The 26337-nt window shown below is 57.3% G+C and carries 25 protein-coding genes, 1 other RNA gene and 1 pseudogene; 5 read left to right on the forward strand and 22 right to left on the reverse strand.

Annotation, left to right across the window (positions count from 1 at the left end; genetic code table 11):
- Positions 1-37: 37 nt before the first annotated feature.
- The 6 genes from JFN93_RS05690 to JFN93_RS05715 all read right to left on the reverse strand — a co-directional run bounded on the left by JFN93_RS05690 (position 38) and on the right by JFN93_RS05715 (position 4242).
- Entirely contained in the window at positions 38-211 is a 174-nt protein-coding gene (locus tag JFN93_RS05690) for a hypothetical protein (RefSeq protein WP_199383034.1), read from the reverse strand.
- A gap of 157 nt (positions 212-368) precedes the next feature.
- Positions 369-884: an ImmA/IrrE family metallo-endopeptidase gene (locus JFN93_RS05695; RefSeq protein WP_199383035.1), complete on the reverse strand. Its 516-nt coding sequence runs from the start codon at positions 882-884 to the stop codon at positions 369-371.
- A complete protein-coding gene (locus JFN93_RS05700; RefSeq protein WP_199383036.1) occupies positions 881-1768 on the reverse strand; it encodes a type II toxin-antitoxin system MqsA family antitoxin in 888 nt (295 codons plus the stop codon). Before JFN93_RS05700 ends, JFN93_RS05695 begins: the two co-directional genes overlap by 4 nt.
- Positions 1765-2010 carry a hypothetical protein gene (locus JFN93_RS05705; RefSeq protein WP_199383037.1) on the reverse strand — a complete coding sequence of 82 codons (246 nt, stop codon included), beginning with the start codon at positions 2008-2010 and terminating at the stop codon, positions 1765-1767. Before JFN93_RS05705 ends, JFN93_RS05700 begins: the two co-directional genes overlap by 4 nt.
- 373 nt (positions 2011-2383) lie before the next feature.
- On the reverse strand, positions 2384-3103 hold the full coding sequence (locus tag JFN93_RS05710; protein WP_199383038.1) for a hypothetical protein: 720 nt from the start codon (positions 3101-3103) through the stop codon (positions 2384-2386).
- Positions 3104-3159: 56 nt separating this feature from the next.
- Positions 3160-4242 carry a ComEC/Rec2 family competence protein gene (locus JFN93_RS05715; RefSeq protein WP_199383039.1) on the reverse strand — a complete coding sequence of 361 codons (1083 nt, stop codon included), beginning with the start codon at positions 4240-4242 and terminating at the stop codon, positions 3160-3162.
- Between the two features lie 690 nt (positions 4243-4932).
- Here JFN93_RS05715 and JFN93_RS05720 point away from each other — a divergent pair.
- The gene (locus tag JFN93_RS05720; protein ID WP_199383040.1) at positions 4933-5346 is read left to right on the forward strand and encodes a hypothetical protein; all 414 of its coding nucleotides are present in this window, start codon (positions 4933-4935) and stop codon (positions 5344-5346) included.
- A 923-nt stretch (positions 5347-6269) separates the two neighbouring features.
- Positions 6270-7142: pseudogene (locus JFN93_RS26035) on the forward strand (recombinase family protein); the annotation flags it as partial.
- A gap of 810 nt (positions 7143-7952) precedes the next feature.
- On the opposite strand, the gene ssrA reads toward JFN93_RS26035, so the two are convergent.
- The 10 genes from ssrA to JFN93_RS05780 all read right to left on the reverse strand — a co-directional run bounded on the left by ssrA (position 7953) and on the right by JFN93_RS05780 (position 18548).
- Positions 7953-8304, reverse strand: a transfer-messenger RNA (tmRNA) gene (gene ssrA / locus JFN93_RS05735).
- A 111-nt stretch (positions 8305-8415) separates the two neighbouring features.
- Positions 8416-8796, reverse strand: coding sequence for a hypothetical protein (locus JFN93_RS05740; protein WP_199383041.1), 381 nt, complete (start codon positions 8794-8796; stop codon positions 8416-8418).
- 435 nt (positions 8797-9231) lie between these two features.
- Positions 9232-9693, reverse strand: coding sequence for an SsrA-binding protein SmpB (gene smpB, locus JFN93_RS05745; protein WP_199383042.1), 462 nt, complete (start codon positions 9691-9693; stop codon positions 9232-9234).
- A 49-nt stretch (positions 9694-9742) separates the two neighbouring features.
- A complete protein-coding gene (locus JFN93_RS05750) occupies positions 9743-10984 on the reverse strand; it encodes an amidohydrolase family protein (RefSeq protein WP_199383043.1) in 1242 nt (413 codons plus the stop codon).
- 120 nt (positions 10985-11104) lie between these two features.
- Positions 11105-12496, reverse strand: a complete 1392-nt coding sequence (gene cls, locus JFN93_RS05755; protein ID WP_199383044.1) for a cardiolipin synthase — start codon at positions 12494-12496, stop codon at positions 11105-11107.
- Between the two features lie 115 nt (positions 12497-12611).
- Complete coding sequence (panD, locus tag JFN93_RS05760) at positions 12612-13007, reverse strand: aspartate 1-decarboxylase (RefSeq protein WP_199383045.1); 396 nt, start codon at positions 13005-13007, stop codon at positions 12612-12614.
- Positions 13008-13009: 2 nt separating this feature from the next.
- The gene (gene panC, locus JFN93_RS05765; protein ID WP_199383228.1) at positions 13010-13849 is read right to left on the reverse strand and encodes a pantoate--beta-alanine ligase; all 840 of its coding nucleotides are present in this window, start codon (positions 13847-13849) and stop codon (positions 13010-13012) included.
- Complete coding sequence (gene panB, locus JFN93_RS05770; protein ID WP_199383046.1) at positions 13849-14652, reverse strand: 3-methyl-2-oxobutanoate hydroxymethyltransferase; 804 nt, start codon at positions 14650-14652, stop codon at positions 13849-13851. The genes panC and panB overlap by 1 nt, the downstream gene beginning before the upstream one ends.
- Positions 14653-15387: 735 nt before the next feature.
- Entirely contained in the window at positions 15388-17379 is a 1992-nt protein-coding gene (locus JFN93_RS05775) for a methyl-accepting chemotaxis protein (RefSeq protein WP_199383047.1), read from the reverse strand.
- Positions 17380-17462: 83 nt separating this feature from the next.
- On the reverse strand, positions 17463-18548 hold the full coding sequence (locus JFN93_RS05780; RefSeq protein WP_199383048.1) for a 6-phosphofructokinase: 1086 nt from the start codon (positions 18546-18548) through the stop codon (positions 17463-17465).
- Positions 18549-18962: 414 nt separating this feature from the next.
- On the opposite strand from JFN93_RS05780, the gene JFN93_RS05785 reads away from it, so the two are divergent.
- From JFN93_RS05785 to JFN93_RS05795, 3 genes are all read left to right on the forward strand, one after another.
- Positions 18963-19175 (forward strand): hypothetical protein, encoded by a 213-nt coding sequence (locus JFN93_RS05785; protein ID WP_199383049.1) that lies wholly within the window; start codon positions 18963-18965, stop codon positions 19173-19175.
- Between the two features lie 117 nt (positions 19176-19292).
- Positions 19293-19751, forward strand: a complete 459-nt coding sequence (locus JFN93_RS05790) for an iron-sulfur cluster-binding oxidoreductase (protein WP_199383050.1) — start codon at positions 19293-19295, stop codon at positions 19749-19751.
- A gap of 2 nt (positions 19752-19753) precedes the next feature.
- Positions 19754-20296 carry a hemerythrin domain-containing protein gene (locus JFN93_RS05795; RefSeq protein WP_199383051.1) on the forward strand — a complete coding sequence of 181 codons (543 nt, stop codon included), beginning with the start codon at positions 19754-19756 and terminating at the stop codon, positions 20294-20296.
- A 117-nt stretch (positions 20297-20413) separates the two neighbouring features.
- Here the strand turns inward: JFN93_RS05795 and JFN93_RS05800 are convergent, their stop codons facing one another.
- From JFN93_RS05800 to ribD, 6 genes are all read right to left on the reverse strand, one after another.
- Positions 20414-21721, reverse strand: a complete 1308-nt coding sequence (locus JFN93_RS05800; RefSeq protein ID WP_199383052.1) for a homoserine dehydrogenase — start codon at positions 21719-21721, stop codon at positions 20414-20416.
- A gap of 159 nt (positions 21722-21880) precedes the next feature.
- Positions 21881-22318 (reverse strand): transcription antitermination factor NusB, encoded by a 438-nt coding sequence (nusB, locus tag JFN93_RS05805; RefSeq protein ID WP_199383053.1) that lies wholly within the window; start codon positions 22316-22318, stop codon positions 21881-21883.
- The gene (gene ribH / locus JFN93_RS05810; RefSeq protein ID WP_199383054.1) at positions 22319-22786 is read right to left on the reverse strand and encodes a 6,7-dimethyl-8-ribityllumazine synthase; all 468 of its coding nucleotides are present in this window, start codon (positions 22784-22786) and stop codon (positions 22319-22321) included. It lies immediately after the preceding gene.
- Positions 22787-22810: 24 nt separating this feature from the next.
- Positions 22811-24013, reverse strand: a complete 1203-nt coding sequence (locus JFN93_RS05815; RefSeq protein WP_199383055.1) for a bifunctional 3,4-dihydroxy-2-butanone-4-phosphate synthase/GTP cyclohydrolase II — start codon at positions 24011-24013, stop codon at positions 22811-22813.
- A 50-nt stretch (positions 24014-24063) separates the two neighbouring features.
- A complete protein-coding gene (locus tag JFN93_RS05820) occupies positions 24064-24708 on the reverse strand; it encodes a riboflavin synthase (RefSeq protein ID WP_199383056.1) in 645 nt (214 codons plus the stop codon).
- 533 nt (positions 24709-25241) lie between these two features.
- Positions 25242-26333, reverse strand: a complete 1092-nt coding sequence (gene ribD / locus JFN93_RS05825) for a bifunctional diaminohydroxyphosphoribosylaminopyrimidine deaminase/5-amino-6-(5-phosphoribosylamino)uracil reductase RibD (RefSeq protein WP_328753631.1) — start codon at positions 26331-26333, stop codon at positions 25242-25244.
- Positions 26334-26337: the final 4 nt, after the last annotated feature.

A 26337-nucleotide genomic window follows, 5' to 3' on the forward strand; every position in this document is an offset into this window, starting at 1 on the left:
TGTTTCTCCAAATACCGTGGCTGAGGTTGACGTTGGACTACTTCTCCTTGCGGACGCCTTTGAACGGGGTTCCGTCGGACTTGACGTCCATGAACCGACCGGTGTTGGTGTCCCTCTTCACGTAACGGTCAATCGTGGGGTTGTACACCTGCGACCGTTCGCGGACGGCACCGTTACGGTGACCGTCGCCCTTGGGAGGGTTAGTTGCCATCGACCATTCACCTCGCTTTTGGAAACAGACCGCTTGAAACGATGAAGCTTTTGTGGTAAGACCACAAATGAGACAACTTCAGTACAAGCGCCCAACCTTACCATGTTGGGAATGTCGGGATGCTGCTGCAACAGCATCCCGATTTTTCTTTTTTGAGTTATTTGAAATTCCTCGCCGAGCTGTAGTACCGGTTTATGGCGATGGACATCGCCTGCTTACTCACCTGGAAGAGTTCCGCCATCTTGTCCAGATTCTTCAGCTCGCCCTGGTACTTTTTCAGCTGGTCCGTCGGCATCAGGAGTTCCGAAGCGAAAGCGTCCGCCTCCTGTTCCTTCGCCGGTTTCTTGTTCTCCGGCACGTCCTCGCCCAGTTCCCTGGCCATTTCCGGGTCGTAGAAGTCGCGCTTACCATGCTCCAGGCAGATATGGCCCAGTTCGTGGGCCAGGGTGAAGCGCCCCCTCACGAACGACTTGGCCCGGTTCAGCATGGCGACGTGCATCCCGTTCATTTCCAGCAGAGCACCGTCCAGCGCTTCGGGGTCGTTCAGTTCGACGTACTCCACCCCGAGTCCCTTGCAGATAGCCTGTAGGTCGGTGGGCACTTCCGTTATCTTATACTTCTTCAGCACCTGCCGCGCCTTCTCATACGCGAACTTGTAATTCGCACCCATCATGGCCCCACCCCGCTATCAATTTGTGAAAGTGCTGCATTCACCTTGGCCAGGTACTCTTCGCTCACGCATCTCTTGACCTTCAACCCGCCCTTTTGCTGGGCCAGCTTTTCCAAGATTTTGTTCACGCTACTGTCCTGGATACTCGCAGCCTTCCCGTCGTAGGTGGTGGACCTGGCATGAACGGCCGTGACGCCGGACTTCATATCCAAGATGCCGAGAGAATTATTCATGAGGTTGCGTAAGGTATCGAGGTTGAGCCGGAAGAACCATAGGATTTTCGCAGAAGTGACCACGGGGATTTTCTCGGGCTCCACCTCGTTGTTCTGCAGTTTGGTCAGTTCCTGGAGAGTTATGCCCACCGCTGCGCAAACCGTCGCAGGAACCAACTTTGTGGCCTCCAACGCCGCCCTGATGTATTCGCCGAATGAGCTTTCCGTCCTGAGCAACCGTGGGTTGATGGTATCCAGCTTCCGTTCACGTTCCACCGGAAACAGGTTGACGGCGGCTCCGGGTACTTTCTCGATTAGGTTGTGCACCAGGAGGTTCATGGAAGGGGTGATGTCCGAGTCCCCACGCTCCCACCGTCCGTAAGTGTTCTTGCCGATATGCAACACCTCGCATATCTCGTCCAGATTCATGTTCAGGATGCGGCAGCGCAGGTCCTTGAGCTGAGCCGGGGTAAGCGACGGCTTGAGGCCGAACTCAAGGGCTACCCGTTTCTTGTCGATTTCAAGGGACTGGTCGTGGGTGAACATAGTATCGCCGCAGGAGGGGCAGACCTCACACTCCACGTCTCGCAGAACCCGACCTTCCCCGTCTATTGCTATCGTCACCTCGGTTTTTTCGGTCCGGTAATCGGCTTCGAAACAGTTAGTGCAAATCATATCGCTACTCCTACCTGCTCGAATGATGTCATCACCCAGTGGATGAAGTCGTTGGTCTTCGGATGGTGCTTGCTGGCGAATCGGCAGCAGACCCGGGCACCGGTGGTGCTCTTTCCGTAAATCACGTATCCGGTGCAGCCCGGACTCTCCGGCGTGGCCTCTCCGGTCTTATCACTCCCGGTTACCTGGGCCTCCATCAAGACCTTCTCCACGTCGCATTCAAACAGCTTTTCACGCGCCATGCCTTCCATGCATTCCCGCGTTCTGCGTACCGCCCTTGCCAAGTAGGCGTCACGTAAGCCCTTCAGGACGTCTTCTTCCGGCTCCCTCTCAACCTGCGTCATAGCATCACCCCATGGCAGCCGCACACCAATTGGTACTTTTTATATATACCAATTGGTGTGACGGGTCAACATATTTCACAACCACCCCTCACCGGCCAAAGGAGTGCCCGATTCAACTTCCGTTCCTATTACTAACGTAGTGATCCGCCGGCGGAACCTGCGGCTGCAGCACAAGCACTCTAGCCTATCCACTAGCGTTATCGCACCGACGCATATTGAATTTAAAGAAGCAGAACAACTCGATGTAAGGGCCGAAAAACCTGCAGAGGCTTCATTTAATCGATCGGTGTGCCATCATATACTCGTTGAACAGCACCTCAGCATATTGGTGGGCCACTTTCACGAGGAAGGTTTCTCTGAACAGGACTAAAGTCGTGAAAAATATTGCAAAAAACGTGAACATTAAAAAAGCAGGCAGATTATTGTTGGCCCCGTACCAGATTACACACCCCACGCTACCGAAGAACCCCAAAGGGGCTCCTCCCACGAGATTCCTCACAAATCCGTAACGAATGTTATACTGATGGGTCATCGCTCCTTTCCCGACGGACCTTCTGATAAATCCTACCGCTTCGCGGGCTACCTTCCTTGCTTCTTGAGGAGAAGCCTTCTCCTCAGCCACATCCATCAAGGCGAAATTGAAATCCTTCAACACTTTTTCTCTGATCGCAAGCTTAACTTTCCCGGACAAGAAAGAGTCTTGAAATAGTAGATAGGCGGTGGTCGGGAAATTAATTCCCCCTTTCCCAAAGACGCCCTCCTCAACCCAGTGTTTGGCGATTGCACATTGCACTTGGATAAGCGCTAAAGTCACCACAGCGGGGAGAGTTAAATTTGCGACTACGAGCCATGCGACGTCCTTTGCCAGACTCTGCCAGAAAGCATGACCGAGAAATTGAATTGCAAAATGCACAGGGAACACCGTAGCTACGAAACAAGGGATGTAACGCGCCTTGATTTCATATTCATCCCACCACTTCGCTTGGTTCATCCTTCTGAATCCTCCCTTTTCACTGCCTTTTCATGCTTTAGTAAGTAATCTTGGGGTTACTCCTCAACCTGGGGGTAAAAAGGTAGGGGCGTGGAAGCGCTATAGGTTCCCCGTGCGGGAGCATCAGATGTATGGTGCCACTTGGAGGTGCCTTGCGTTGCATGGACGTGTGCTCCACGGCGGCGAAAAGCATTGCATACCTTCTTATTTGGGTGCTTAGGCTCCCCGTCGGGGGCGCAAGAGACGAAGGCAGTTCGGAGGGCATCGTCTTTGACATTTTTGGGTCCGAGTAGGCGGTTGAGTACCGAAGGACCGACATTACGGTGACTACCATGATGAGGTACCTGAACAAATTTCAGCTTTTGGTGTGAGTACCCGGAAGCCTCCATGTAGTCCAGTGCTTTCGAAATTGCTTGAACCCCTGCATCACAGGTGAAGACGAGGTGCACCCCATCTACGTCAAGTTGTAGAACGGCACAACTATTGTTTTCCGCCGTTGTCTCTCCATCATCCGAAAGCGTCTCGAAGTCCCAGCCCTCGGCAATCTTAGTGACGGTCTCTGACAAGGCAGCGAGTGCCTTTGAAAAAAGCGTCTCCTGTTTCGGTTCCGGTGTCGACGCAAAGTCGGTTAGAAGGGATTCATAGTACTCCAGAGTAGGTCCCATGACCTTGAGCGCACCGGTTTCATTTGTAAGACCATAAAAAGGTTCGATGATCGGTATGCCTTTCTCTTCTGCTATCTGTTCCAAGGTCAGTGCAGCGTTGAGGGATTTCTGCAGGCGGTCGCTGATGCTATTGTCTGTGACTCTGCCGTCTTTAAAAAGCTTTGCCATCCCCTGGGTATGATTCCATGGCTGGTGCATCCACAGCTCTCCAACCCGCAACTCGTTAAGAACAACCTCGAGGCCTGAAGAATGATCACAGTCAGGATGGGAGTTAATGACGATGTCCACGAGGTCAGTACCATAGTAAGATTTGATGTGCTCAACAAGCTTCACGCCACTTTCCTTAAAGCCTCCATCCAGAACGACGACCGTTTGCTCATTCCTGGGCCCCGCGAGGTTACCAAAACGGAAACAAATGGCATCGCCGCTTCTCTCAACACTCCCTACAGGGAGAAAATCTATTTCATATCCCACCTTCCCCTCCTCAACGTCCAGTAGATGACACACCTCGATTCAACATAGGCATTAGGTGCAATCAAATCAATGAGCAAACGTTGAAATAAAGATTATATTTCGCCAATTTAGCAAATAGGGTCGGTGCTCCATTTGGCACCGAAGGGACAGTAGAGGTTTAGGGTCACGGCCGTCAGACCGATCATCAAGCAAGGGCAGGTGGAATGCATGCACCACGGCAAACCTGGTAGCATACAGTGGTCGCCGGTCTGTGGGTACCAAGACAACGTCCCTGCACCCATGGCTGGTACTACCTGAGCACTACGGCTAGTTTTTCGTGTCGACACTCCTTAACCTCCAGACGCTCGGGGCGACCCGATCGACACAAGAGCAGGGGAAGTGCGTGAACCGATTCACTGCTATAATGAAGACGCATTTGCGGTACCTGTAAATCTAATGAAACATATCCTCAACCGCTAATCTTTGCCCAAAGAGCGGCAGGAGCCCTAGCATCTGCCGTTTCCCAGTTGGATCCTCTTGTATCCTCTGGGATCCACTTATTCCTCTTACCCATTCCTCTTGTCGGCCGCTGCAGTAAACTTATTGACCTACGCGAAACCTACGACTTTATAGTTGCATTAATGGAATTTAAAGCTATATATGTGCCGTCAAAGCCACAAAAACCGTTTGGAGTTGAAAAAAGGAGGGTACATGTTTGCCAAGGTGTACCTTAGCAGGCGCAACCTAATTACTTTGCTGTCGAAAATTTGCCGCAAGGGTAACGGTGAAGAGACGGCGTGCACAATCATTAAAAAAGACAATTTACACCCAAAGTACCCTCAAACCATGAAAAAGCTGTCGGTCATTGCCGTGGGATATGGAGTTAACTTCACAGGGTCCACCCTGTACATCTCTCGGCAGGTCCTGAAGAACTTACTCACTGATCTTGATAAAAGAAAGGCTGGCGAGGAAGCGGCCTGCGTCGTTACAATCAACGAAGCGCACACCAGTGAGCTGCCAAGAACAATTAAGATTTATGCTCTCGAAGACGAGGAATACTACGGTGTTAATCGTTTTCCAGGGGCGGTGCACCCTGCTGATGCAGGCAGACTTCTCACTAGGTGAGCGGTTCTATTATTGAAAGCAATCCATTCCCTAACGGTATCGGCCCTCGGTTGAGATGTCGATTAGTAGCCCTGCCGATTAACTAAGCATCCAATTTCCTGCCCAACTCCACCTCCCGACCAAGTTTCACGCTATGGAGTCCATCGTAGACTCTATCTTCTCTCCCGTTTCCCCGCCGATGACATCGTTAGCCTTCCCGTTCAAGAAATTCAAAAGCTGAGTTTCCAAATGGCCAAGTAATGGATTCAAATAGAGCGCCCCCTCCGGGGGAGGATCGTAATAACGAAACTCGTGGTTATCTCCACAAACATATAAAGATTGAGGGGATAGGCTCCCTTGAAAATGGAGAACATCTGCGTACCCAACGAATTCCGAATTCCTCGTGCCAATTACACTGGTTGCCCAAGGGGCCTACGACAGCTCGGCGTGGCCACGTCAGGTCATGTAGAAACGACTGAAGCCTTTCCTGGCCCTGCACCAGACTGGCCCAAACCTCAATCAAGGCGTTAAAGCACCAGAGCTTTAATGACAGTCACTCCACATCTAATTAATAATAAAAATAGGCTGAACATAATGTATGTATTTTTCGACGTTATCACTCCTTTTATTACTTAATGTTTGCATTTACAAACATTAAGTAATAGTGATTGGTTCGCTTTGCCAGAGGAATGCCGCATTTCAATCTTGACTGGTCGTAAAAAAGGTATACAAATTTGGGTATTTAATTTTTGGATATAGGCATAAAATATGTGCAATAACAGGTCTGATAATATTGCAAAGAACACAGGTATAAATGGGTCATCCCTAGCATTTTCTGCATTACTGGATTTAATATCGGAAATACTGGCTGATGAATACTTTAAACACCTAAAAATGATACATATCAGTAACAATTCCAAACACATTCAGTAGGAGATACAACCATGAAAGCAGCTATATACGCTCGTTACAGCAGCGACAACCAACGTGAGGAAAGTCTAGATGATCAAATTACAGTATGCATGCAATATGCAGATAAAAAAGGTTTTACCGTTGATCCCGATGACATCTTTGTTGATGCAGCAACTTCAGGAACCTTGCGTCAACGAGCCGGCCTAAACAATCTTTTAGAGGTCGTAAGGGAAAAGAGAGTCGATGCGGTTTTGGTCGACGACCTGTCAAGGCTATCTCGTAGTAATCTTGACATGTTGACTGCCATTGAGGAGTTAAAATTTTTAGACGTGGCATTGCACTCGGTCGCAGACAATCTTAATACAGCAGATGAAGAATCAAAAATTTCTTATCAGCTACGGGGTATTGTTAATGAAATATATGTTGATGATTTGAGAAAAAAAACACTACGAGGGCAATTGGGTCAAAAAACACGTGGTTATAGCCTTGGTGAAAAAACTTATGGCTATAAAACGAAACCTTCTAGCGAGCTAAGGATGGATAAAAAAGGAAAACCTCGTCCCGATGGGATGTTAATTTATATATTTGAAGAACAGGCACTGATAGTAAATAAAATTTTTATACTTTTCAAAGAAGGAAAATCAATTCTTCAAATAGTAAAGCTTTTAAATTCGGAGGGTATCCCCAGCCAAAAAAGAGAAAAGCAAGGGTGGAACACATCAACCGTAAGGCGAATTCTCAAAAATACCAAATACATTGGCAGGTGGACTTGGGGAAAAAATCAAAACAAACGGATGCCTGGTACAGGAAAAGTTAGGCAGGTCCCTCGTCCTGAGCCTCTTTTTGAAGGTACGGATGAAACCCTGAGAATAATCCAACAGGATCTTTGGGATGCAGTCCAGGTTCGAATGAAAGAGGTGCAAGAGGCCTGGTCTCAAAGCGATAATCCCCGAAGGGGATTTTCTAAAAATCAGCGAAGCTATGTTGATGTTTTCCCGAGAGAGATTTTGGCTGGAGCTATGATTTGTAGTGTATGTGATGGCGCGATAGGAAAGGTCAGTGGAAAGGGTGGAGGCTACTACGGATGCCTTAAGGGAGCGAAAGGGGCTTGTTCAAACAAGATTCTAGTCAGAGCAAAACTCGCGGAAAGGGTCATACTTGACGAACTGGGACGCATCATCAATGACACTCAAAATCTGCAATATATCTTGAGAAAAGTGGAGCACATTGTCAGAAAAATGTTGTCCAATATTCCAAAGGAACTGGAAACAAAAAAAACTCAACTATCACATGACCAACTGAAGATAGACAACTTCGTAAGATTTATAGCAGAGGCGGGCCCGAGCGTGGCGATTGAAGATGCTTTACGGATCACAGAAAGAAAAGCAGCAGAGCTAAAATCGGAAATAGCGGCTATGGAGATAAAAAACAAACCAGCCTTCCGTGCTCCCTCGATTGAGTGGATTACTCTTCGGGTAGCTAAGGTCCAAAACATCTTAGAGCAAAAGACTGAACAATCTGCACTACTACTACGGAAAGTTCTAGGCAAGATAACCCTAGAGCCAGTATACCCAGATGGAGGCAAGTGCTATCTAATCGCTAAATCTAAGTTGCAGCCACTGGTCTTATTGGATGAGGAAAGGCCCCGGAAGGGGCCTTTGACTACGGAATCCGATCTGGCGTTTTCTTCGGATACCAGTTCGAATTCTTTACATTGGTGGAGGTGGCGGGAATCGAACCCGCGTCCGAAAGTCGTACACAAAAGGCGTCTACATGCTTATACCTGTTTTTAATTTAACCGCTCATGACTCCACAGGCCGGGATTCATGAGAAGCGGTCCCGCTAAATTTCGCCCCAGTGCCGCAGGCACTCACTGGAACTATCCCACTAAAATGACGATCTGTCCTCACCCGTGGGAGAGGCTCGGCAGATCGTTAGCAGGTTATTAAGCTGCTAAAGCGTATTCGTAGTTGTCGGCGCTTAATGCGTCCCGGATTGTTTAACGAGCCACCCGGACCTCGGCATGCAACCTTTGCTTATTACCCCCGTCGAAACCTTTACACCCCCAGTAATTTCCGGCTGTCGTTTTTCACGACCTCACTAAGATAGCACTTTCGCCCCAAAGCAGCAAGCACCATCCATAGAGAGTAGCTTGATCGCTACGTAGCGGAAATCTTCTCAGCACCGTTGCGCGACGCTCGGATCGGTTTCGGCGCTCTCGGCGCAAGCGGCTTTCGGCCTGGCGTCGAAGGCGGCACCCTCGAAGCGATCCGGCTCGGTGTTTTCTACCGGCAACAGAGGCGGATCGGTTTCCTTTTTCCCCCGCCAGGTGGTCGGCCCCAGCCAAAGGCTCAACGCGACCAGTATCACGGAGAAAAAGACGAAGAAGATGTTGCGGCTGGCAAAGCCGGCGATGGATACGGCAAAGAGGATGATGCCGAAGGGCATGCAGAACGACTTCCGCTCCTCGGCGGTGGCCCGATTGGTGGCGTACAGGAAAAACTGCAACAAGACAAAGAACAACGTGGCTGCGGCAAGAAACTTGATGACCGATAGCATTTCTCTCCTCCTTATCTGCATGCAATCCCGAACGGAACACCCGTCCAGCTATATCACGTAAAGATCAGTCCGACTCGCTCTCCCCAGCCCTGAGTTTGAGTGAACTCCTTATAACATAACCGGGCGCAAAATAAAAATATTTTTTCATTTACATTTACATTAAAAAAATTGCTCACCAAAGACACAGAGTCGTGACATAGCGGAGTTTTTCTGCTGGGCTGATGGCAAGAGTGTGGTTTCATTCCTGGTTTAGGGCATCCGGTGGCGGGAATCGGCCCCTCACCCCAACCCTCTCTGGAAAGGAAAAGGAGTAAGGAACTGATTTCCGAAGGAAGAGAAAGCAAGGAATTTGGTTTCAAACGACGAAGGCCACCTCCGGTTTCGGAGGTGGCCTTCGTCGATCTGTAGGTAGGCAGCAGCAGCGTTTGCGGCGGATCAGCCGGATTTGTGTCGTTCCTTCAGGGCTACCGCTACGTCGCGCTTCATGTCATTTTGCTTCATGGTCTCGCGCTTGTCGTAGTTCTTCTTACCCTTGGCCAGCCCGAGCTCGGTCTTCACCTTGCCGTCCTTGAAGTAGACGCGCAGCGGGATCAGGGTGTACCCCTGCTCGCGGATCTTGGAGAAGAGCTTGGTGATCTCTTTTTTGTGCAGCAAGAGCTTCCGCATCCGGTCCGGGTCGTGGTTCTCGCGGTTGCCGAAGTCGTACGGGTTGATGTGGAAATTGTGCAGGAAAGCCTCGCCGTTCTTGACCATGGCAAAGGAGTCGTTGAGGTTGGCCTTGCCGTTACGCAACGACTTCACCTCGGTCCCCTGGAGCACCATCCCCGCTTCGAAACGCTCCTCGATGAAGTAGTCGTGGAACGCCTTCTTATTATTGCAAATCAGTTTCTCACCCATCGCGTCATAGTACCAAAAGGTCATGAAAAAGGACAGGGAAAAGGGACGGCTACCGGAGCGCCTCGCCCCCGAGGAAGACTTCCGCCACCCGCCCGTTTTCCAGCAGGGTGCCGCAAAGGGAAGCCCCGGAATGGGGTGCGTGGGTAGTTACGACCTGGAAGTCGGCGCGTTTGCCGGCCTCCAGCGTCCCGACCTCGGCGTCGATGCCAAGCGCCCGGGCACCGCCGATGGTGGCCATACGGATCAGCTCGCACGCCGAGAACTGCTCCGGGTCCAGATCGCGCAGGAAGCGGATTTCGTCCCACAACGAAAGCGAATCGTTGCTGGCCAGCGAGTCGGTGCCGACGGCCAGAGGAATGTCGAGGCTCCGGAACAGATGGTGCGGTGCCGCACCCACGGCAAGGCGTTCGTTGCTGCGCGGACAGAGCACCACGGTCACGCCGGCGCGCTTCAGAAGCACCGCGTCGGCCGGAATCACGTGCACGGCGTGCACCGCCAAGGTGGCGTCATCGAGGAAGCCGAGATCCTGCAGATAGGCGGTCGAGGTGGTCTTGCGCGGCGCGGGGAGGTAGCTTTCCCAATGGGCCATGGTGTAGAGCTTGTCGGCGATGGCACCGCTCGAGTCGTACATGAAGGAGGCTTCTTCGGCGGATTCGGAGAGATGAACCGCCTTTTTCACCCCCAGCTCGCGGCTCAACTGCTGCGCCTTCTGGAAGATGACGGCGGAAGCGGTGTGCGGCGTGTGCGGCGAAATGCCGGGGCGGAACGCACCGGAGGGGCGTCGGAGGTCCTCGGATACCCGCTGCATCAGTTGCTCGCACTGGGCCGGATCATGCCCCAGCGCCTCGAGAAAGAGCGTGCCGCGCAACGGGCTCTCTGCGTAGAGCGGAGCGAGAGCGCCGTCGGTGAGGATCTCGCCGATCGCGGTGGTGCCGGCTTCCAGGCAGAGACGGATACCCGCCTTCACGGAAAGTTGCAGCTCTTCCGGGGTCAGGGCGCGGCGGATCTTCACCACCTGGGTCACCCAGTCCACGTAGGTGCGGGGATGGTAGTCGAGCGCCTTGCGGACCTTCCACGAAGGAAAGTTGGTCAGTTCCAGGTGGGTGTGCGCGTTGACCATACCCGGGAGGATGGCGGCCCCGGGGAAGTCGGTGACCGGCCCCGGATGGGAGGCACGGATTTCGGCCAGGGGACCGACCGCGACCACGCGGCCGTTTTCCACGGCGAGGGCTCCCCCCTCGATGGGAGGAGAAGCGATCGGCAGCAGGTAGGATGCGGCGAAGATCGGCATGAAGAGTCCCGGTCCCTAATTAGAATGAACAACAAGGGCACATTGTAGCATACCAAGGGGCCAGGGGCTAGGGGCTGGGGGCTGAAGGCTGGAGCTGGGGTTCGGACCTCGGTGTTACCGTCACATCAAATGGCAAAACAGGTGGGCGAACGACTGCTTGATCTTTTGCCACAGGGGCCTTTTCTTCCACTTCTCCCATTGGATCTGGTCGGACGCGGCGAGATCCGCGGCAAACACCCGCTCCATTTCCCCGGCAAACTCGCGACTCAGGATAACCGCATTCACCTCGTCGTCGCTCAAAAGACTCCAGAAGTCCAGGTTGGTGGAGCCGACCGTCGACCAGACGCCGTCTATTACCGCGGTCTTTGCATGCAAAATGGCGTTGCGGCGTTCATAGATCTTCACCCCCGCTTTCAACAACTCGGAATAGTTATACCGGGCCGCGTCCACGGCTATGGTGGAATCGCTGTTGGCCGGAACGATGATCTTCACATCGACACCGCGCTTGGCGGCAGCGGTGAAAGCATCCAGGATCTGGTCGTCGGGAATGAGGTAGGCGTTGGTGAGATGAATCGAGCGCTCGGCAAAAGTTATCGCGGCAACGTAGACGGTGAAGGTGATCCGGTTGTTTTGTCCCGGCGTGCTGCCGACCACCCGCACCAGCGCATTGCCCACTTCTTTCAGACCGGGGAAATAGCTCGGGTCGTCGAGTTTCGCCCCTTGCTGCTTCTGCCAGGTGGCCAGGAAGAGTTTTTGGAATTCGGCCACCGCAGGCCCCTCGACCTGGACATCGGTGTCGCGCCAAGGCAGGGACGCTCCCGTGGTACTTCTCCCGCCGGAAACCCGGATCGAATAATTCGAGGTGATGTTGATGCCGCCCGTAATGGCGAGCCTGCCGTCGACGATCAGGAGCTTCCGATGGTCCGGATGTTCCGGAGACCAATGCCCGCGGGCTTTCAGCGGATTTACCGGATTGAATTCGACCAGCCGGACACCGCCGTCGCGCAGCCGCTGGAAAAAAGCCGCCGGGGTCGCGTGGCTTCCCACGCTGTCGTATATGAGGTTTACCTCGACACCTTCGGCACGTTTTTCCAGCAGCAGGTTGCTGAACTTGCGGCCGGCCTCATCGTCCGCGATGGTGAAGGTTTCCAGGTTGATGTTCGCTTTGGCATGGCGAATGGCATCGAACATGGCGGCATAGGTTGCCCTGCCGTCGATCAGCAGCTTTACCTTGTTTCCCTTGGTCAGCGGGCTTTCCGTGACCGATTCCAGCACGGCGTTGTGGCGTTCCAGGATGTCCGTCGGGGGGACGGATCGCCGCAACCGTTCCATGATCGCCTGGCTTTTTTGGGGTGACAACAGCCCCTTGGCCGAAGCGATGCGGACCGATTCCCGTTCCGACGGGGTATCGTCGATTACCCGGGAGACGTCCGGCAAGGTCGAACAGCCGCTGAAGACGGTAAGGACGACCAGGGACAGAGCGACGAAATGGAAATGGTTTACGTATTTCATCGCTTGATAATATCATGAAAGGCCATGCCACAGGCCACCTGGTGGAAACGAAAAGGAGGACTCCACCGCAGATAAAGGGTGCAGTCCTCCGGTGTCTGCCCCAAGCCCCGGTTTTCTAGAAAACCCGCTTCAGGTTCCCCTGGCCGGCGGCTTCCTTGCGGGTCGGGAGCATCCGGTTCTCTTCGTCGACGAAGACGAGCTTCGGCTCGTGGGCCAGCGCCTCGGCGTTGGACATGTTCACGAAACTCGCGATGATCACCAGGTCCTTGGGGGCGACCATGCGCGCCGCGGCGCCGTTGATGCAGATGACGCCGGAACCGGGCTCGCCTTCGATCGCATAGGTCTCGAAACGGCTCCCGTTGTTGACGTCCCAGATGCAAACCGCCTCGTACGGGACGATGTCGGCGGCTTCCATCAGCTCGCGGTCGATGGTGATGCTCCCCTCGTAGTGCAGGTCGGCGCCGGTTACCGTGGCCCGGTGAATCTTGCTCTTCAGCATCTTGCGATCCATCTTCACTCCTCCCCAAGAATGCAGTTGTCGATCAGTCTCACGCCCCCCAAACGGACGGCCAGTGCGTACAGGGTCCGTGCCTCGGCGGTTTCCAAAGGCTCCAGGGAATCGGGGTCGCGAAACTCCAGGTAGTCGATTTCGGCGGCGGGCTCCGCGGCGATCACCGAAACGGCCGTCTCCCTAAGCTTGGCCACCGAACGCTCGCCGGCGGCAAATGCCGTGCGGGCGGCGCCGATGGAGCGGTACAGGCAGAGCGCCTTTCGGCGGTCCTCCGCGGAGAGCTTGGTGTTGCGCGAGCTCATCGCCAGCCCGTCTGCCTCGCGCACGATCGGCATCCCGACGATCTCCAGGTCCATGTTGAGGTCTCTCACCATGCGCCGGATCACGGCGAGCTGCTGGAAGTCCTTCTTGCCGAAAAGCGCCACCTTGGGGGCGACGATATTGAAGAGCTTGGCGACCACGGTGGTCACCCCCCGGAAGTGCCCGGGACGGCTCGCGCCGCACAGGTGTCCGGTGATCCCCTCCACGTTCACGTAGGTGAGGTAACCCTTCGGATACATGTCCGGTGCGGTCGGAGCGAAGATGACGTCAACCCCGGCCTCGGTGGCGATCTGCTTGTCCCGCTCCAGGTCCCGCGGGTAACTGTCGAGGTCCTCGTTGACCCCGAACTGGGTGGGGTTCACGAAGACGGACGCGACGACGATGGGGGCGCGCTTCTTGGCCTCGATCATGAGCGAGGCGTGTCCGGCGTGAAGATAGCCCATGGTCGGGACCAGCGCGATCTGGCCGCGGTGCTCCCGGGCGAACTGCTGCATTTCGGCGACTGTCTGAATTACCCGTATCATTTGAATCCGTGCCTTTCTTCGGGGAATGCCCCCTCTTTGACATCGCCGATGTAGCTGCTCACCGCCTCGGCGATGATCGGCGTCAGTTCGGCGTACCGTTTGACGAATTTAGGGGAGTACTTCTCGCACAGCCCGAGGATGTCGTGGATCACCAGCACCTGCCCGTCGCAGTGCGGTCCGGCCCCGATCCCGATGGTCGGGATGGAAAGCTCGGCGGTAATGCGCTGGGCAAGGGCCATCGGGATCCCCTCCAGTACCACGGAGAAGGCGCCGGCCGCCTCGACGGCACGCGCGTCCTTAAGAAGCTTCTCGGCCTGCTCCTCGCTTTTTCCCTGCACCTTGAAACCGCCCATACGATGCAGCGACTGCGGAGTGAGCCCGATGTGGGCCATGACCGGGATGTCCATGTCGACCAGGGCGGAAATCACCGGGGCGACGTTCTCCCCTCCTTCGAGTTTTACCGCGGCCGCCCCCCCCTCTTTCACCAAGAGGCCCGCATTGCGCCGGGCGGTGGGAAGGTCGGTCTGGTAGGAAAGAAAGGGCATGTCCGCCACCACCAGTGCCTGGGGACGCGCCCGCATCACCGCTTTGGTATGGTAGAGCATCTCCTCCATGGTCACCGGCAGGGTGTTGTCGTAACCGGCGACGACGACGCCGACCGAATCGCCCACCAGGATGACGTCGATGCCGCAGCGGTCCATGATGACCGTGGTGGGATAGTCGTAGCAGGTAAGGACGGCGATCCGCTCGCCATCGGCCTTCATTTTCTGGATCTCGAGAATCGTTTTCTTTTTTTGCATCGGATTTGAACCCCATCCTCACCCTGTCCCTCTCCTTGAAGGAGAGGGGACGTTGGGCGACTTGTATCAGTGATTTCCTTTAAGGTTCACTGATCGCTGTTCATTGTTCACGGATCACTGTTGGAACCCCATCCTCACCCCCGCCTTCGCTGAAGCTTCGGCGGGCGTTGCTGTCCGTCGCCCCCCCGCTCTCGCGCGCAACCCTTGAGGGAGAGGGGACGTTGGGCGACTTGTCTCACCGCTCCCCTCTCCCAAGGGGAGAGGGAGTGAACGGGTAGACGGTAAATAGTTACGGTGTTTTGCTTGTCGCGGCCTGGCAAAAAAAAACGTCTTCGGGTGAGGAAGACGCGTACCAGGCCGCTACGGTAAAAGGACCAAGCCCCCCGCGCTGCCACCTTAGCTATCGCTTCCCGTACCGGTTCGTTTCAGAATCCAGGCGGTATTGTCAGTTGTTTGCGTCCTGCAGCGGCTCCACTTAGGTAGCGGGCCAGACGCAAGGCGGGAGATTAACACACTGTTATGGGCGAGTCCACCCTTTTTTGAATGGGGGTGGTTTCGGTGTCATCGTGCCCACTTACGCGGAGACCAGCAGTGCCCTGCCGTTCCCCCCTATCGAGGGGGCCTGAAGTACTTCAGGAACACCAGGGAACCGGTGTCGACCCAAAAGCAAAGGTCCCTGGGAATCTAAAGCTCCGAGGGACCTGCCAAGGCTTTCATTTTTAAGGGGGCCGAATCCTACTCGGCGGAGGCTCGCATCAGTTCCAGGGCCTTTACCACTTCGCCGCTTTCCACCTGACGCTTTTCCATATCTTCGAAAATCGCGTTGGCCACGCCGGTCACCGCTTCCACGGCGGTCCGGATCTGCTCGCCGTCGGCGGCCTGACGCCCGGCGGAGGCGACCATACCGTGGGTCATCTCCTTAACCTCTTCCATGGCCCGCGCGATGCTCTTGGTGGCCAGCGCCTGTTCCTTGGACGCCTTGAAGATCTGCGAGGTCATGTTGCTCACGTCTTCGATGGACTGGGATACCGACTGTACGGCGTTGGACTGCTCTCCGGTGGCCAGCTTGATCTGCTGGGTCATGTCCATCGCGCTCTGGGCGCTCTCGAGAATGGTACTCAGGGAGTTCCCGGTCTGATGCCCCAGCTCGACCCCCTTCTTGACGAGGTCCTTGGTGGTGGTGATGTTGTCCGCCGCGGTGCGGGACTCGGTCATGATGTCGTTGATGATGCTGGTGATCTCCCCGGTGGAAAGGCCAGTCTGCAGCGACAGGTTGCGGATCTCATCGGCGACGACGCCGAAGCTCTTGCCGTACTCGCCGGCCTGCGCCGCGATTATGGAGGCGTTGAGCGCCAGGAGGTTGGTTCGTTTGGTGATGTCGTTGATGACGCTGACGATCCCTTCGATCCGCCCGGAGTTGGCGGAGAGGCGCTTGATCCCGTCGTAGGAAAGGTCGACCGAGCGCTGGATCTCGGCCAGCGCGTCGATGGTCTCGCGGACGACCTGGCTGCTTTTCTCGGACTGCTCCTTCACCTTGCTGGAGATGCCGTGGGAGAGCGCCGTGTTGCGCTCCACCTGGCGCAGCGACGAGGTGATCTGTTCCATGGCGGAGACCGACTTGTACACGGAGTCGGAGAGCGCGTCGAGGTTGCTGGTGATCTGCTCGGTCGCCATGGAGATCTCAGCCGTCGAGGAGCTCGCGCCGTCGACCGATTCCATCACCCGGTGCGACGCACCGTCGATCCGGAGTGCGCCCTCGACCAGCGAGTCGGTGGCGGACTTCAGCCGGCTCAGGTTGCGCACCGAGCTGTCGCGGTTCTTCAGCAGTTCGGCGAAGGTCTTCCCCAGTTCCAGGGTGAGCTGGTCGATGGAATGGAGCAGGTTGATCCGGGTCAGCGCGGCCGCGGCCTGATCGGCAAAGAGGCGGATGGTGTCGACGTCGGTGTCGTTGAGGGAACGGTGGCTCCGCTTGTTGTCCAGACCGAAGACGCCGACCGTCTCCCCTTTCACCACGATCGGGCAGAGGATGAAGCAGTTGGAGCGCAGCGGCTCGATGTTGGCAAAGGGAGGCTGCAGCATGAAGTCGGCCGGGTATTTGCTGATGTCCTCGATGAAATAGACCTGGCGCTCGTCGTAGCATTTGTAAATGACGCCGGCGCGGGGATCCAGGGGGACGAAGAGATCCGGGCCGATCTGGGTCTCGTTTCCGGCCGAGGCGGCGAAGGTCAGCACCTTGCGCTCCGGGTCGGCCATCAGGACGTTGACCCGTTCGTAGCCGAGCACCTCGTGCAGCCCTTCGACGCAGAGACTGAGGACGTCTTCCTGGCGCATGGACTTCTGGATGCGGCTGCCGATCTTGTGGAAGTTCTTGATGTTGTTGTCGAGGACTTTGTAGCGGTTTTCGAAGAGCTGCTTCTGGGAATCGACTTCGAGGACGAGCTTGTCCAGCTCGGCACCCTTAAAGTGCAGCTCGTCCATCGCTTTGCCGATGAAGTAGCCGAAGGAGGCAAGGACGCAGGCGGTTCCGGCGCCCATGTAGGTGTACAGGGCCAGCCCTTGGGCGTTTTCGGTCACTTCGCCGAAAATCTGCGCCCCCAGGGACAACTCGGGGTTGGAAAAGAAGATGAGCCGGAGCACCGTCCAGCCGATCGGTGCGGAAATGCCGAGAAAAAAGCCGATCAGTCCATACAGGTTGCTCCTGTTGAACTCGGCCAAGCGGTCCCTCATATATCGTCCACCTCTCGCGCCCGACAGGGGGGGCGAAGTTTTTGTGCAGTCTAAGCCAGCGCTTAGGTAAAGTCAACAGCATCTTAACGTCCCAGGATAATGCCCAACTCCTCGGCATGACGCACCATCTCCCCCTCGGGATCGATCAGATTCAGGTGTCGGACCGCATCGCCGATCCAAGCCGATTCGATGCGCCTCCCCCGCAGGGCCACCATCCGGCCGAAACTCCCCTCCTGGATCAGTTCGACCGCCTTCACCCCGAAGCGGCTCCCCAGGCAGCGGTCGAACATGGAGGGGGAGCCGCCGCGCTGCAGGTGCCCGAGCACGGTGGCGCGGATGTCGGTTTCAAGGTAGCCGCCGAGCTCACGGGAAACCATCTCCCCGATCCCGCCCAGCCGCTCCACCGCGACTTTTCCGCCGGCGGCCTCCTTGACCACGCGGTTGCCCCCTTTCGGGTACGCCCCTTCGGCTACGATCACCACGCTGAAGCGTTTGCCGCGTTTGCTGCGGGCCACGATCGCCGAGGAGACCTTCTCGATGTCATAGGGGATCTCGGGGACCAGGATGACATCAGCCCCGCCCGCTATCCCGGATTCCAGGGCAATCCAGCCGGCATAGCGCCCCATCACCTCCAGCACCATGACGCGGTGGTGGCTCTGGGCGGTGGAATGAAGCCGGTCCAGGGCCTCGGTAGCAACCTCGCAGGCGGTGTTGTAACCGAAGGTCACGTCGGTCTCCAAAAGATCGTTGTCGATGGTCTTGGGGACGCCGACGATCGGCACGCCGCGATTCATCAGTTCCAGAGCGATCTTGAGGGTGCCGTCCCCGCCGACTACGATGAGCCCATCCAGGCCGAGGGCGGAAATGACCGAGACCACCTCGTCCGAGACGTCGACGAGTTCTACCTTCCCCTGGCGCAGGATCGGGTAGCGAAACGGGTTGCCGCGGTTGGAGGTCCCCAGGATGGTTCCCCCCTGCGGGAGGATGCCCGACACGTCTTCGAGCCCGAGCGCCCGGCATTTCTGGGGATGCAGGAACCCGTCGAAACCGTCCTCGATGCCGATCACTTCCCAGCCGCGCACCAGCGAAGCCTTGACCACGCCGCGGATCACCGCGTTCAGGCCGGGGCAGTCGCCCCCTCCGGTCAGGATTCCAATCCTCTTTGTCATGACAACACCTCATCGGGTAGCGATGGCCGCGATGCAACGGCAAAGGGTACAGCATAGCCTCAAATATCCTCTTCGGCAGCAAGCGGCGGTTTCTTCAGGGGAAAAGGTTGGAAGCCAGGGCTAGGGGCTGGGGCTGGGGGCTAAAGCCCTTTGGCTTCCCCCATTGATCAAAGGTGGCCGGGTGAGGATTTGCTTTTGGGTCCGCCGACACTACTGAGGTGTCCTGTCAATAACGGACACTCTCACCTCATCCCCACACCCAGCCCGGATTGGTCCAGCCCTCACCCCGCCCCTCTCCGGGAGCGAGAGGGAGGTAATTCACGGTTTCTACGTTTCTTTGATCCAGGTCATAAACAAAATTTGGGACGGGGAGTAAGTTGGGTTCAACAAAGCGACACGAAAGGAGGAGAAACGATGGAATTCAAAAACGGATTGGGTGAACAGGCGATACAGGATGTGATCGGTAATCACCCGGCAATCGGTGAAATACTCAACCGCTACGAGATCGGATGCGTCACCTGCAAGGTCGGCATCTGCCTCCTGAAGGACGTCGTCTCCATCCACGGTCTCTCGCCGGAACAGGAAACGGCCATTGAGCAGGAAATCAACGAACACCTGATGCATTAAAGGCGGGATCGGGGGTCTGGGGTCAGGGATCGGGGCACGGACGATCGAGCAAAGAACAAAGAACAGTTAAACCTCAACTATCACCATATAAATAACCAGACGAAAAGGAGAAACACTATGTCTCACACGGCTTGCGGCTGCCCCGGCAGCATGGCTCGGGTAATCGAAAAAACGGAAACCGCTCCGAACACCACCACCGAGAAGGCTCCTTCGGAACTCCGCCAGTGGCCGGTCCAGCTCACCCTGGTTCCGCCGACCGCCCCCTACTTCCAAAACAGCGACATCCTGGTCGCGGCCGACTGTGTCGCCTTCGCCCTGGGAAGCTTCCATGCGGACCTCCTGAAAGACAAGGCGCTCGCGATCGCCTGCCCGAAGTTGGACGAGACCGGCCCCTATATTGAGAAACTCGCCAACATCTTCAAGCTCAACGAAGTGAAAAGCATCACGGTCGCGATCATGGAAGTCCCCTGCTGCCGCGGCCTGGACATCGTGGTCCGGCAGGCGCTCGGTCTCTCCGGCAAAGACATTCCGCTGGAGACCATCGTGATCGGCATCAACGGCGAAAGGAGAAACTAGCCATGAAGATGGACATCAGCTCCCAATTGGTGCACGAGCACCGGCTCATCCTGAGAATGCTGACCCTCCTGGAGCGCAACGCCAATCTGCTTGCGCAGGGGGAATTCGGCGACTACCGCTTCTTCATTGACGGCGTCGATTTCATCAGGAATTACGCCGACCGCTTCCACCATGCCAAGGAGGAGGATGTCCTCTTCGTAGCGCTGGTGGCAAACGGGATGCCCCGCGAGCACAGCCCGGTGGCGGCGATGCTCATGGAGCACGACCAGGGCAGGGCCTATGTAAAGGCTATGTGCGAGGCGGCGGCCCGGGCCTTGGACGGCGAGGCCGGACAGGAGGCTGCCATTACCGAAAACGCGCTCGGGTACGTCGCGCTGCTTAGGGACCACATCGCCAAGGAAGACGACATCCTCTACCCCCTGGCGGAACGGGTGCTGCCGGAGGAAGTGAGGCCGGCGATGGTGGAGGCCTATCACAAGGCTGACGGCAGCATCGAAGAGCATTACCGGAAGGTCGTGGAACACTATGAGCAAGCTGGTCGGTAACCGCCGGTAGGGAACTAAGGGACGCCAGGGACTCCAAAAAAGACAGGCGGCAAAACAAAAGGCTTTGGGAATAATTCCCAAAGCCTTTTTCGTTTTCCATACTTGGTGCCGCTTTCGTTATTCGAGGTTGTCCTCGATGCGGATGAAGTTGCTCCGCTCGCGAATCACGTCGAAGGCGTCGATCTCCTCAAGCGCCTGACGGACATCGCCTTCGCGGGCTTCATGGGTCATGATGACGATCGGCACCACTTCTTCGCTGCGGGCGCTCTGCACCATGGAGGCGATGCTGATCCCGAACTTGCCGAGCGAGCCGGCAATCCGCGCCAGAACGCCGGGGCGGTCCTGGGCATGGAAACGGATGTAGTACTTGCTGACGATCTCGCCCATCGGTTTGAGGGTGAGCGCCGCCACGTTCTCGTCCAAAAAGCCCAGAGGAGCGCAGCGACGGCTTCCGCCGGCGAGCATGTCGCGGGTAAGTTCCATCACGTCGCCGATCACGGCGCTCGCGGTGGCATCCATGCCGGCGCCGCGGCCATAAAACATCACCGGGCCGACGAAGTCGCCGGTGAGGCGGATCGCATTGAAGACGCCGTGGACGTCGGCCAGCGGGTAGTCGATCGGCACCATGGTCGGGTGCACGCGGGCCTCGATCCGGTCGCCGTCGAGTTTGCCGATGGCAAGGAGCTTGATGCGGTAGCCGAAGTTCTTGGCGAAATCGACGTCCTCGGAGGTAACCGAGGTGATCCCTTCGCAGTAGACGTCCTTGAGGTCGATCTTGGTGCCGAAGCAGAGGGAAAGGAGCAGGCAGAGCTTGTGGGCGGTGTCGACCCCCTCGATGTCGAAGGTCGGATCGGCCTCAGCATAACCCAGCGCCTGGGCGCTCTTGAGCACGTCGCCGAAGTCTGCCCCTTCCTGAGTCATCCGGGTGAGGATGTAATTGCAGGTGCCGTTCACGATGCCGAGGACGGTGGAGAAGCGGTTAGCGGCGAGGTTCCCCTTGATGGCGGAGAGGACCGGAATCCCGCCGCCGACGGAGGCCTCGAACAGCACTTCGACCCCTTTTTCGCGTGCCGCGGCGTAGATCTCGTCGCCGTGCACCGCAAGCAGGGCCTTGTTGGCGGTAACGACGTGCTTGCCGTTTTCGATCGCCTTGAGGACGAAGGTGCGGGCCGGCTCGTAGCCGCCGATCAGTTCGATGACGACGGAGACCTCGGGGTCGTGCAGGAGGTCGTCGACCCTCCGGGTGAGCTGGATCCCTTCGGTCGACACACCGCGGTCGGTGGTGATATCGAGGTCGGCAATCCACTTGAGAGCAACCCGGGCGCCGGTTTTCTGCTCGATGAGGGAAGCGTTGTTGCGCAGCAGCTTCACTACGCCGGCACCGATAGTGCCAAAGCCGATCAGGCCAATCTTGATTTCATTCATAACAAACCTCACAAGACCCGTTCAACGTTCAAGGTTCAACGTTCAACGTTGTAATCAATTCGACCCACCATCCGATCTTTCATGCTCTGCGTGTGTTACGATCGAGCCCACCCGTTCGGTTTTAACGTTGAACCGTGAACGTAGAACATTGAACGGGTTCTATTCCTTGTCGGTGACCGTCGAAGCGATCTCGTCGAGGATGCCGTTGACGAAGGACGCGGAGTCCTCGGCGCCGAACTTCTTGGCTACCTCGATCGCCTCGTTCATGGTCACGTTCTTCGGGATGTCGTCGCGATAAAGAAGCTCGTACACCGCCAGGCGCAGGATGTTCAGATCCACCCGGGCCATGCGCGACATGCTCCAGTGCTTCGACTTCTCGGCGATGCGCTTGTCGATCTCGTCCAGGTTCGCGATGACCCCGTTCACGAGCTCGGAGGCGAAGCTGAACGCCTTGGTGCGGATCTCGAGGGCCGGGTCCTCACCTTCGCCGAAGCTTTCTATGATTCGTCGCAGAGCTACGTTGGCGTCCTGCAGCACCAGGTCTTTCGAGTACAGTGCCTGCAGCGCCAGCTCCCTGCCGTCTCTACGGGTGCTCAATTACTCCATCTCCTTGAACAGGTTGGCGGTCTCGATCGCGGTCATCGCCGCGTCAAAGCCCTTGTTCCCAGCCTTGGTTCCGGCCCGCTCGATCGCCTGCTCGATGGTGTCGGTGGTCAAAACGCCGAAGATAACCGGAACCCCGGTCTCCAGGGCCACATGGGCAACCCCTTTGGAAACTTCGGACGAAACGTAGTCAAAATGCGGCGTCGAGCCGCGGATCACGGCGCCCAGACAGATGAGGGCATCGAACTTGCCGCTTTTGGCGAACTTGCGCGCGGCCAGCGGGATCTCAAAAGCGCCCGGCACCCGGGCGACGGTGATGCGGGAATCCTCGGCACCGTGGCGCAAAAGGCCGTCCAGCGCCCCTTCCAGGAGCCGCTCCCCGATGAAGCTGTTGAAACGCCCCACGATGATCCCGAAGTTCAGTCCTTCGGCGGTGAGTTTTCCTTCTATGTACTTAGGCATGTTCGCTCCTTGTCGGAAGCCCGACTAGATGTTCTCCAGCAGGTGCCCCAGTTTCTCACGCTTGGTTTTCAGATATTTTTCGTTGGTCTTTCGGGCCGGAATCTCGATGGGCACGCGCTCCACGATGTTGATCCCGTATCCCTGCAGACCGACCAGTTTTTTCGGGTTGTTGGTCATCAGGCGGATGTTGCGGACCCCGAGGTTCACCAGGATCTGGGCGCCGATGCCGTAGTCGCGCAGGTCGGCCTTGAAACCCAAGGCGAGGTTCGCCTCCACGGTGTCCTTGCCCTGGTCCTGCAGCGCGTAGGCCTTGAGCTTGTTGGTAAGGCCGATGCCACGCCCTTCCTGGCGCATGTAGAGGATGATGCCGGCGCCTTCTTCCTCGATGCGTTCCATGGCGCGATGCAGCTGGTCGGCACAGTCGCAGCGGACGCTGCCGAAAACGTCGCCGGTCAGGCACTCGGAGTGGACGCGGACCAGCACCGGCTTGTCCCCCTTGATGTCCCCTTTGACCAGGGCGAGGTGCTCCAGCTTGTCGATGTCGTTTTCAAAAGCAATGGCGCGGAATTCCCCGAACTGGCTGGGGAGCGCGACATCGACGGAGCGGCGCACCAGCGACTCGTGCTTGAGCCGGTAGGCGACCAGGTCGGCGATGGTGCAGACCTTGATCCCGTGCTCCTTGGCGAACTTCTTGAGCTCGGGCATGCGCGCCATGGTCCCGTCGTCGTTCATGATCTCGCAGATGACGCCGGCCGGCTCCAGTCCGGCCAGACGGGCGAGGTCGACCGAACCCTCGGTCTGGCCGCTGCGGACCAGCACGCCGCCTTTCTTGGCGCGCAGCGGGAAGATATGGCCCGGACGGGCGAGATCCTCGGCGGCCGCGTCGGGCGCCACGGCGGTAAGGATGGTGTGGGCACGGTCGGCGGCGGAAATACCGGTGGTGACGCCGCGCTTGGCCTCGATCGAAACGGTGAAGGCGGTCCCGAAGGACGAGGTGTTGTCCTGCACCATCGGGGGAAGATCGAGGCGGTCGCAGCGCTCGTTGGTCATGGTGAGGCAGATCAGGCCGCGGCCGAAACGGGCCATGAAGTTGATCGCTTCCGGGGTGATCTTTTCGGCCGCCATGGTGAGGTCGCCCTCGTTCTCGCGGTCCTCGTCGTCGACCAGGATAACCATCCGGCCGGCTTTGATTTCTTCTATTGCTTCTTCTATCTTTGCCACAGACATCTGGGACGTCCTCTCACATTAAAATGACCGGGAAGAAAAAAATATCTATCTCACAGAAAGCCGCTCTTTGCAAGCAGTTCCAGAGAAACCCCTTCCCCCTCCGCGCTCCTTCCGGAAAGGAGTCTTTCCAGGTAGCGGCAGATCAGATCGGTCTCGATATTGACCTCGTCGCCGGCCCGTTTGCCGACCAGGTTCGTCTTCTCCGCGGTGTGCGGGATGATGTTGACGGTGAAGCAGTCGGCTTCGACGGTATTGACGGTGAGGCTGATCCCGTCGATGGCGATGGACCCCTTGGCGGCGATGTATTTGCCGAACTCGCGAGGGAAGCGGAAGGTGAATACTATATTGCCGGAGACCTCGCGCCGCTCGACGATGGTGGCGATGCAGTCGACGTGTCCGGAGACGAGGTGGCCGTCCAGGCGGTCGGAGAGTTTCAGGGCGCGCTCCATGTTCACCGGGGAACCGGCCTTGAGGTTGCGAAAGGCGGTGCGGTCGATGGTTTCCGGGGAAACGTCGAAGGTGAAGGTCCCGCCGCCCAGACGGACCACGGTGAGGCAGGCGCCGTTGATGGCGATGGAGTCGCCGAGTTTGATCTCGGCGGCGGGAAGCGCGGCACGGACGGTGAGGCTTCCCGAGGCGCCGCGGCGCTCCAGGGAGACGATCTCGCCGACGGTTTCTATCAGACCGGTGAACATGGGAAAGTTCCTTTAGCTGTCAGTAACCTCTCCCCCCTTCGGCAAAGGGGCGGGCGGGGAGGATTTGGTTTTGAAGTTTGTTACCGGATTCACGAGAGGCAACGCCTCAGAGGCAAATCCCCCTAAGTCCCCCTTTTTCAAAGGGGGACTTCAATTCCTGCCTTCCCTCGATCCCAAGGTCCACCTTGGGATCGCACCTTTTCTCGAAGCTGAAGCTTCGTATGGGTTTGGCGAAGCTGGAGCTTCGCAGGCGCATCGCGTTCCCAAGCTGGAGCTTGGGAACGAGGTAATGCTTTTACTTTTCCGGGTAACCCTTACTCCGGAACCGCGGTCACCGCCTCCGGCGGTTCGCGCCAGGAATGGCGCGCCCACAGCAGAGGTGAGTCCGCGTCATATAAGCAATGACATTGCAGACGCGATCATGGGACGGACTTATCGCGACAGGAAAGTCGCTCCTACAAGTAGAAGTCCGCACCTGTTCCCAAGGCCAACTTTCCCTCGTTCCCAAGGTCCACCTTGGGAACGAGGTATGCTCATTTCCTTACCGGGTACCCCTCGATGAGGAGGTCGGGACCGATCTTGCGGACCTTCACCTGCTCCAAAGCGATGGCGTCTTTCATCAGCCCTACCCCGGCACCGGCGAAGAGCCCCATCCCCTCCCCTGCCACCAGCTTCGGGGCGACGAAGATCAGACACTTGTCGATGCAGCCGGCACGCAGCGCGCTTCCCGCCAGCCGGCTCCCACCTTCCAGAAGCACCGACTGCAGACCCAGCGCACCCAGCTTCGCGAACAGATCGTCCAGATCCACCTGGCCGTCCTTCTCCCGGCAAACCAGGATCTCGGCGCCGTGCCGCGCGACCTCGGCCTGCTTTGCAAAATCGGTATTGCAGGTGGCAACGATGGTCCGGGCCACCTTTCCGTCCAGAAGTGCGGCATGCAACGGAACGTTGAGCCCGGAATCGACCACGATCCGGACCGGGTTCTTGCCGCCGGGAATCCGGCAGGTCAAAAGGGGATCGTCTTTCTGCACCGTCCCTACTCCGACCATAATCGCATCGAGGATGCCGCGCAGCCGGTGCACCTCGCGGCGCGCCGGCGCCGAGGTGACCCACTGGGAGTCCCCCGAGGCGGTGGCGGTCTTCCCATCCAGGGTCAGGGCCGACTTCAGCACCACGAAGGGGCGCCGGGTGGTGATCCACTTGAGAAACGGCTCGTTGAGACGACGGCAGTTTTCTTCCAGGATGCCGCTTTCCACCGAGATCCCCGCGTCACGCAGGATCTGCATCCCTTTCCCCGCCACCAGCGGGTTCGGGTCGAGCTGCCCGACGAAGACGCGCCCTACCCGCGCGGCGACGAGCGCCTCGGCACAGGGGGGCGTCTTGCCGTAGTGGGCGCAGGGCTCGAGAGTCACGTAGACGTCGGCACCTTCGGCGAGCGGTCCGGCCGCGGCCAGGGCGTGGACCTCGGCATGCGGCGTCCCCGCCTTGCGGTGCCAGCCGGTTCCCACGATTGCACCGTCACGAACGATGACGCAGCCGACCGCCGGGTTGGGTGCGGTCTTGCCGACGCCGCGCGCGGCCAGGGCGATCGCCTTGCGCATCATCTTTTCGTGAAATTGCCGCACATTG

Source organism: Geomesophilobacter sediminis, assembly GCF_016458275.1.
Taxonomy (GTDB): Bacteria; Desulfobacterota; Desulfuromonadia; order Geobacterales; family Geobacteraceae; genus Geomesophilobacter; species Geomesophilobacter sediminis.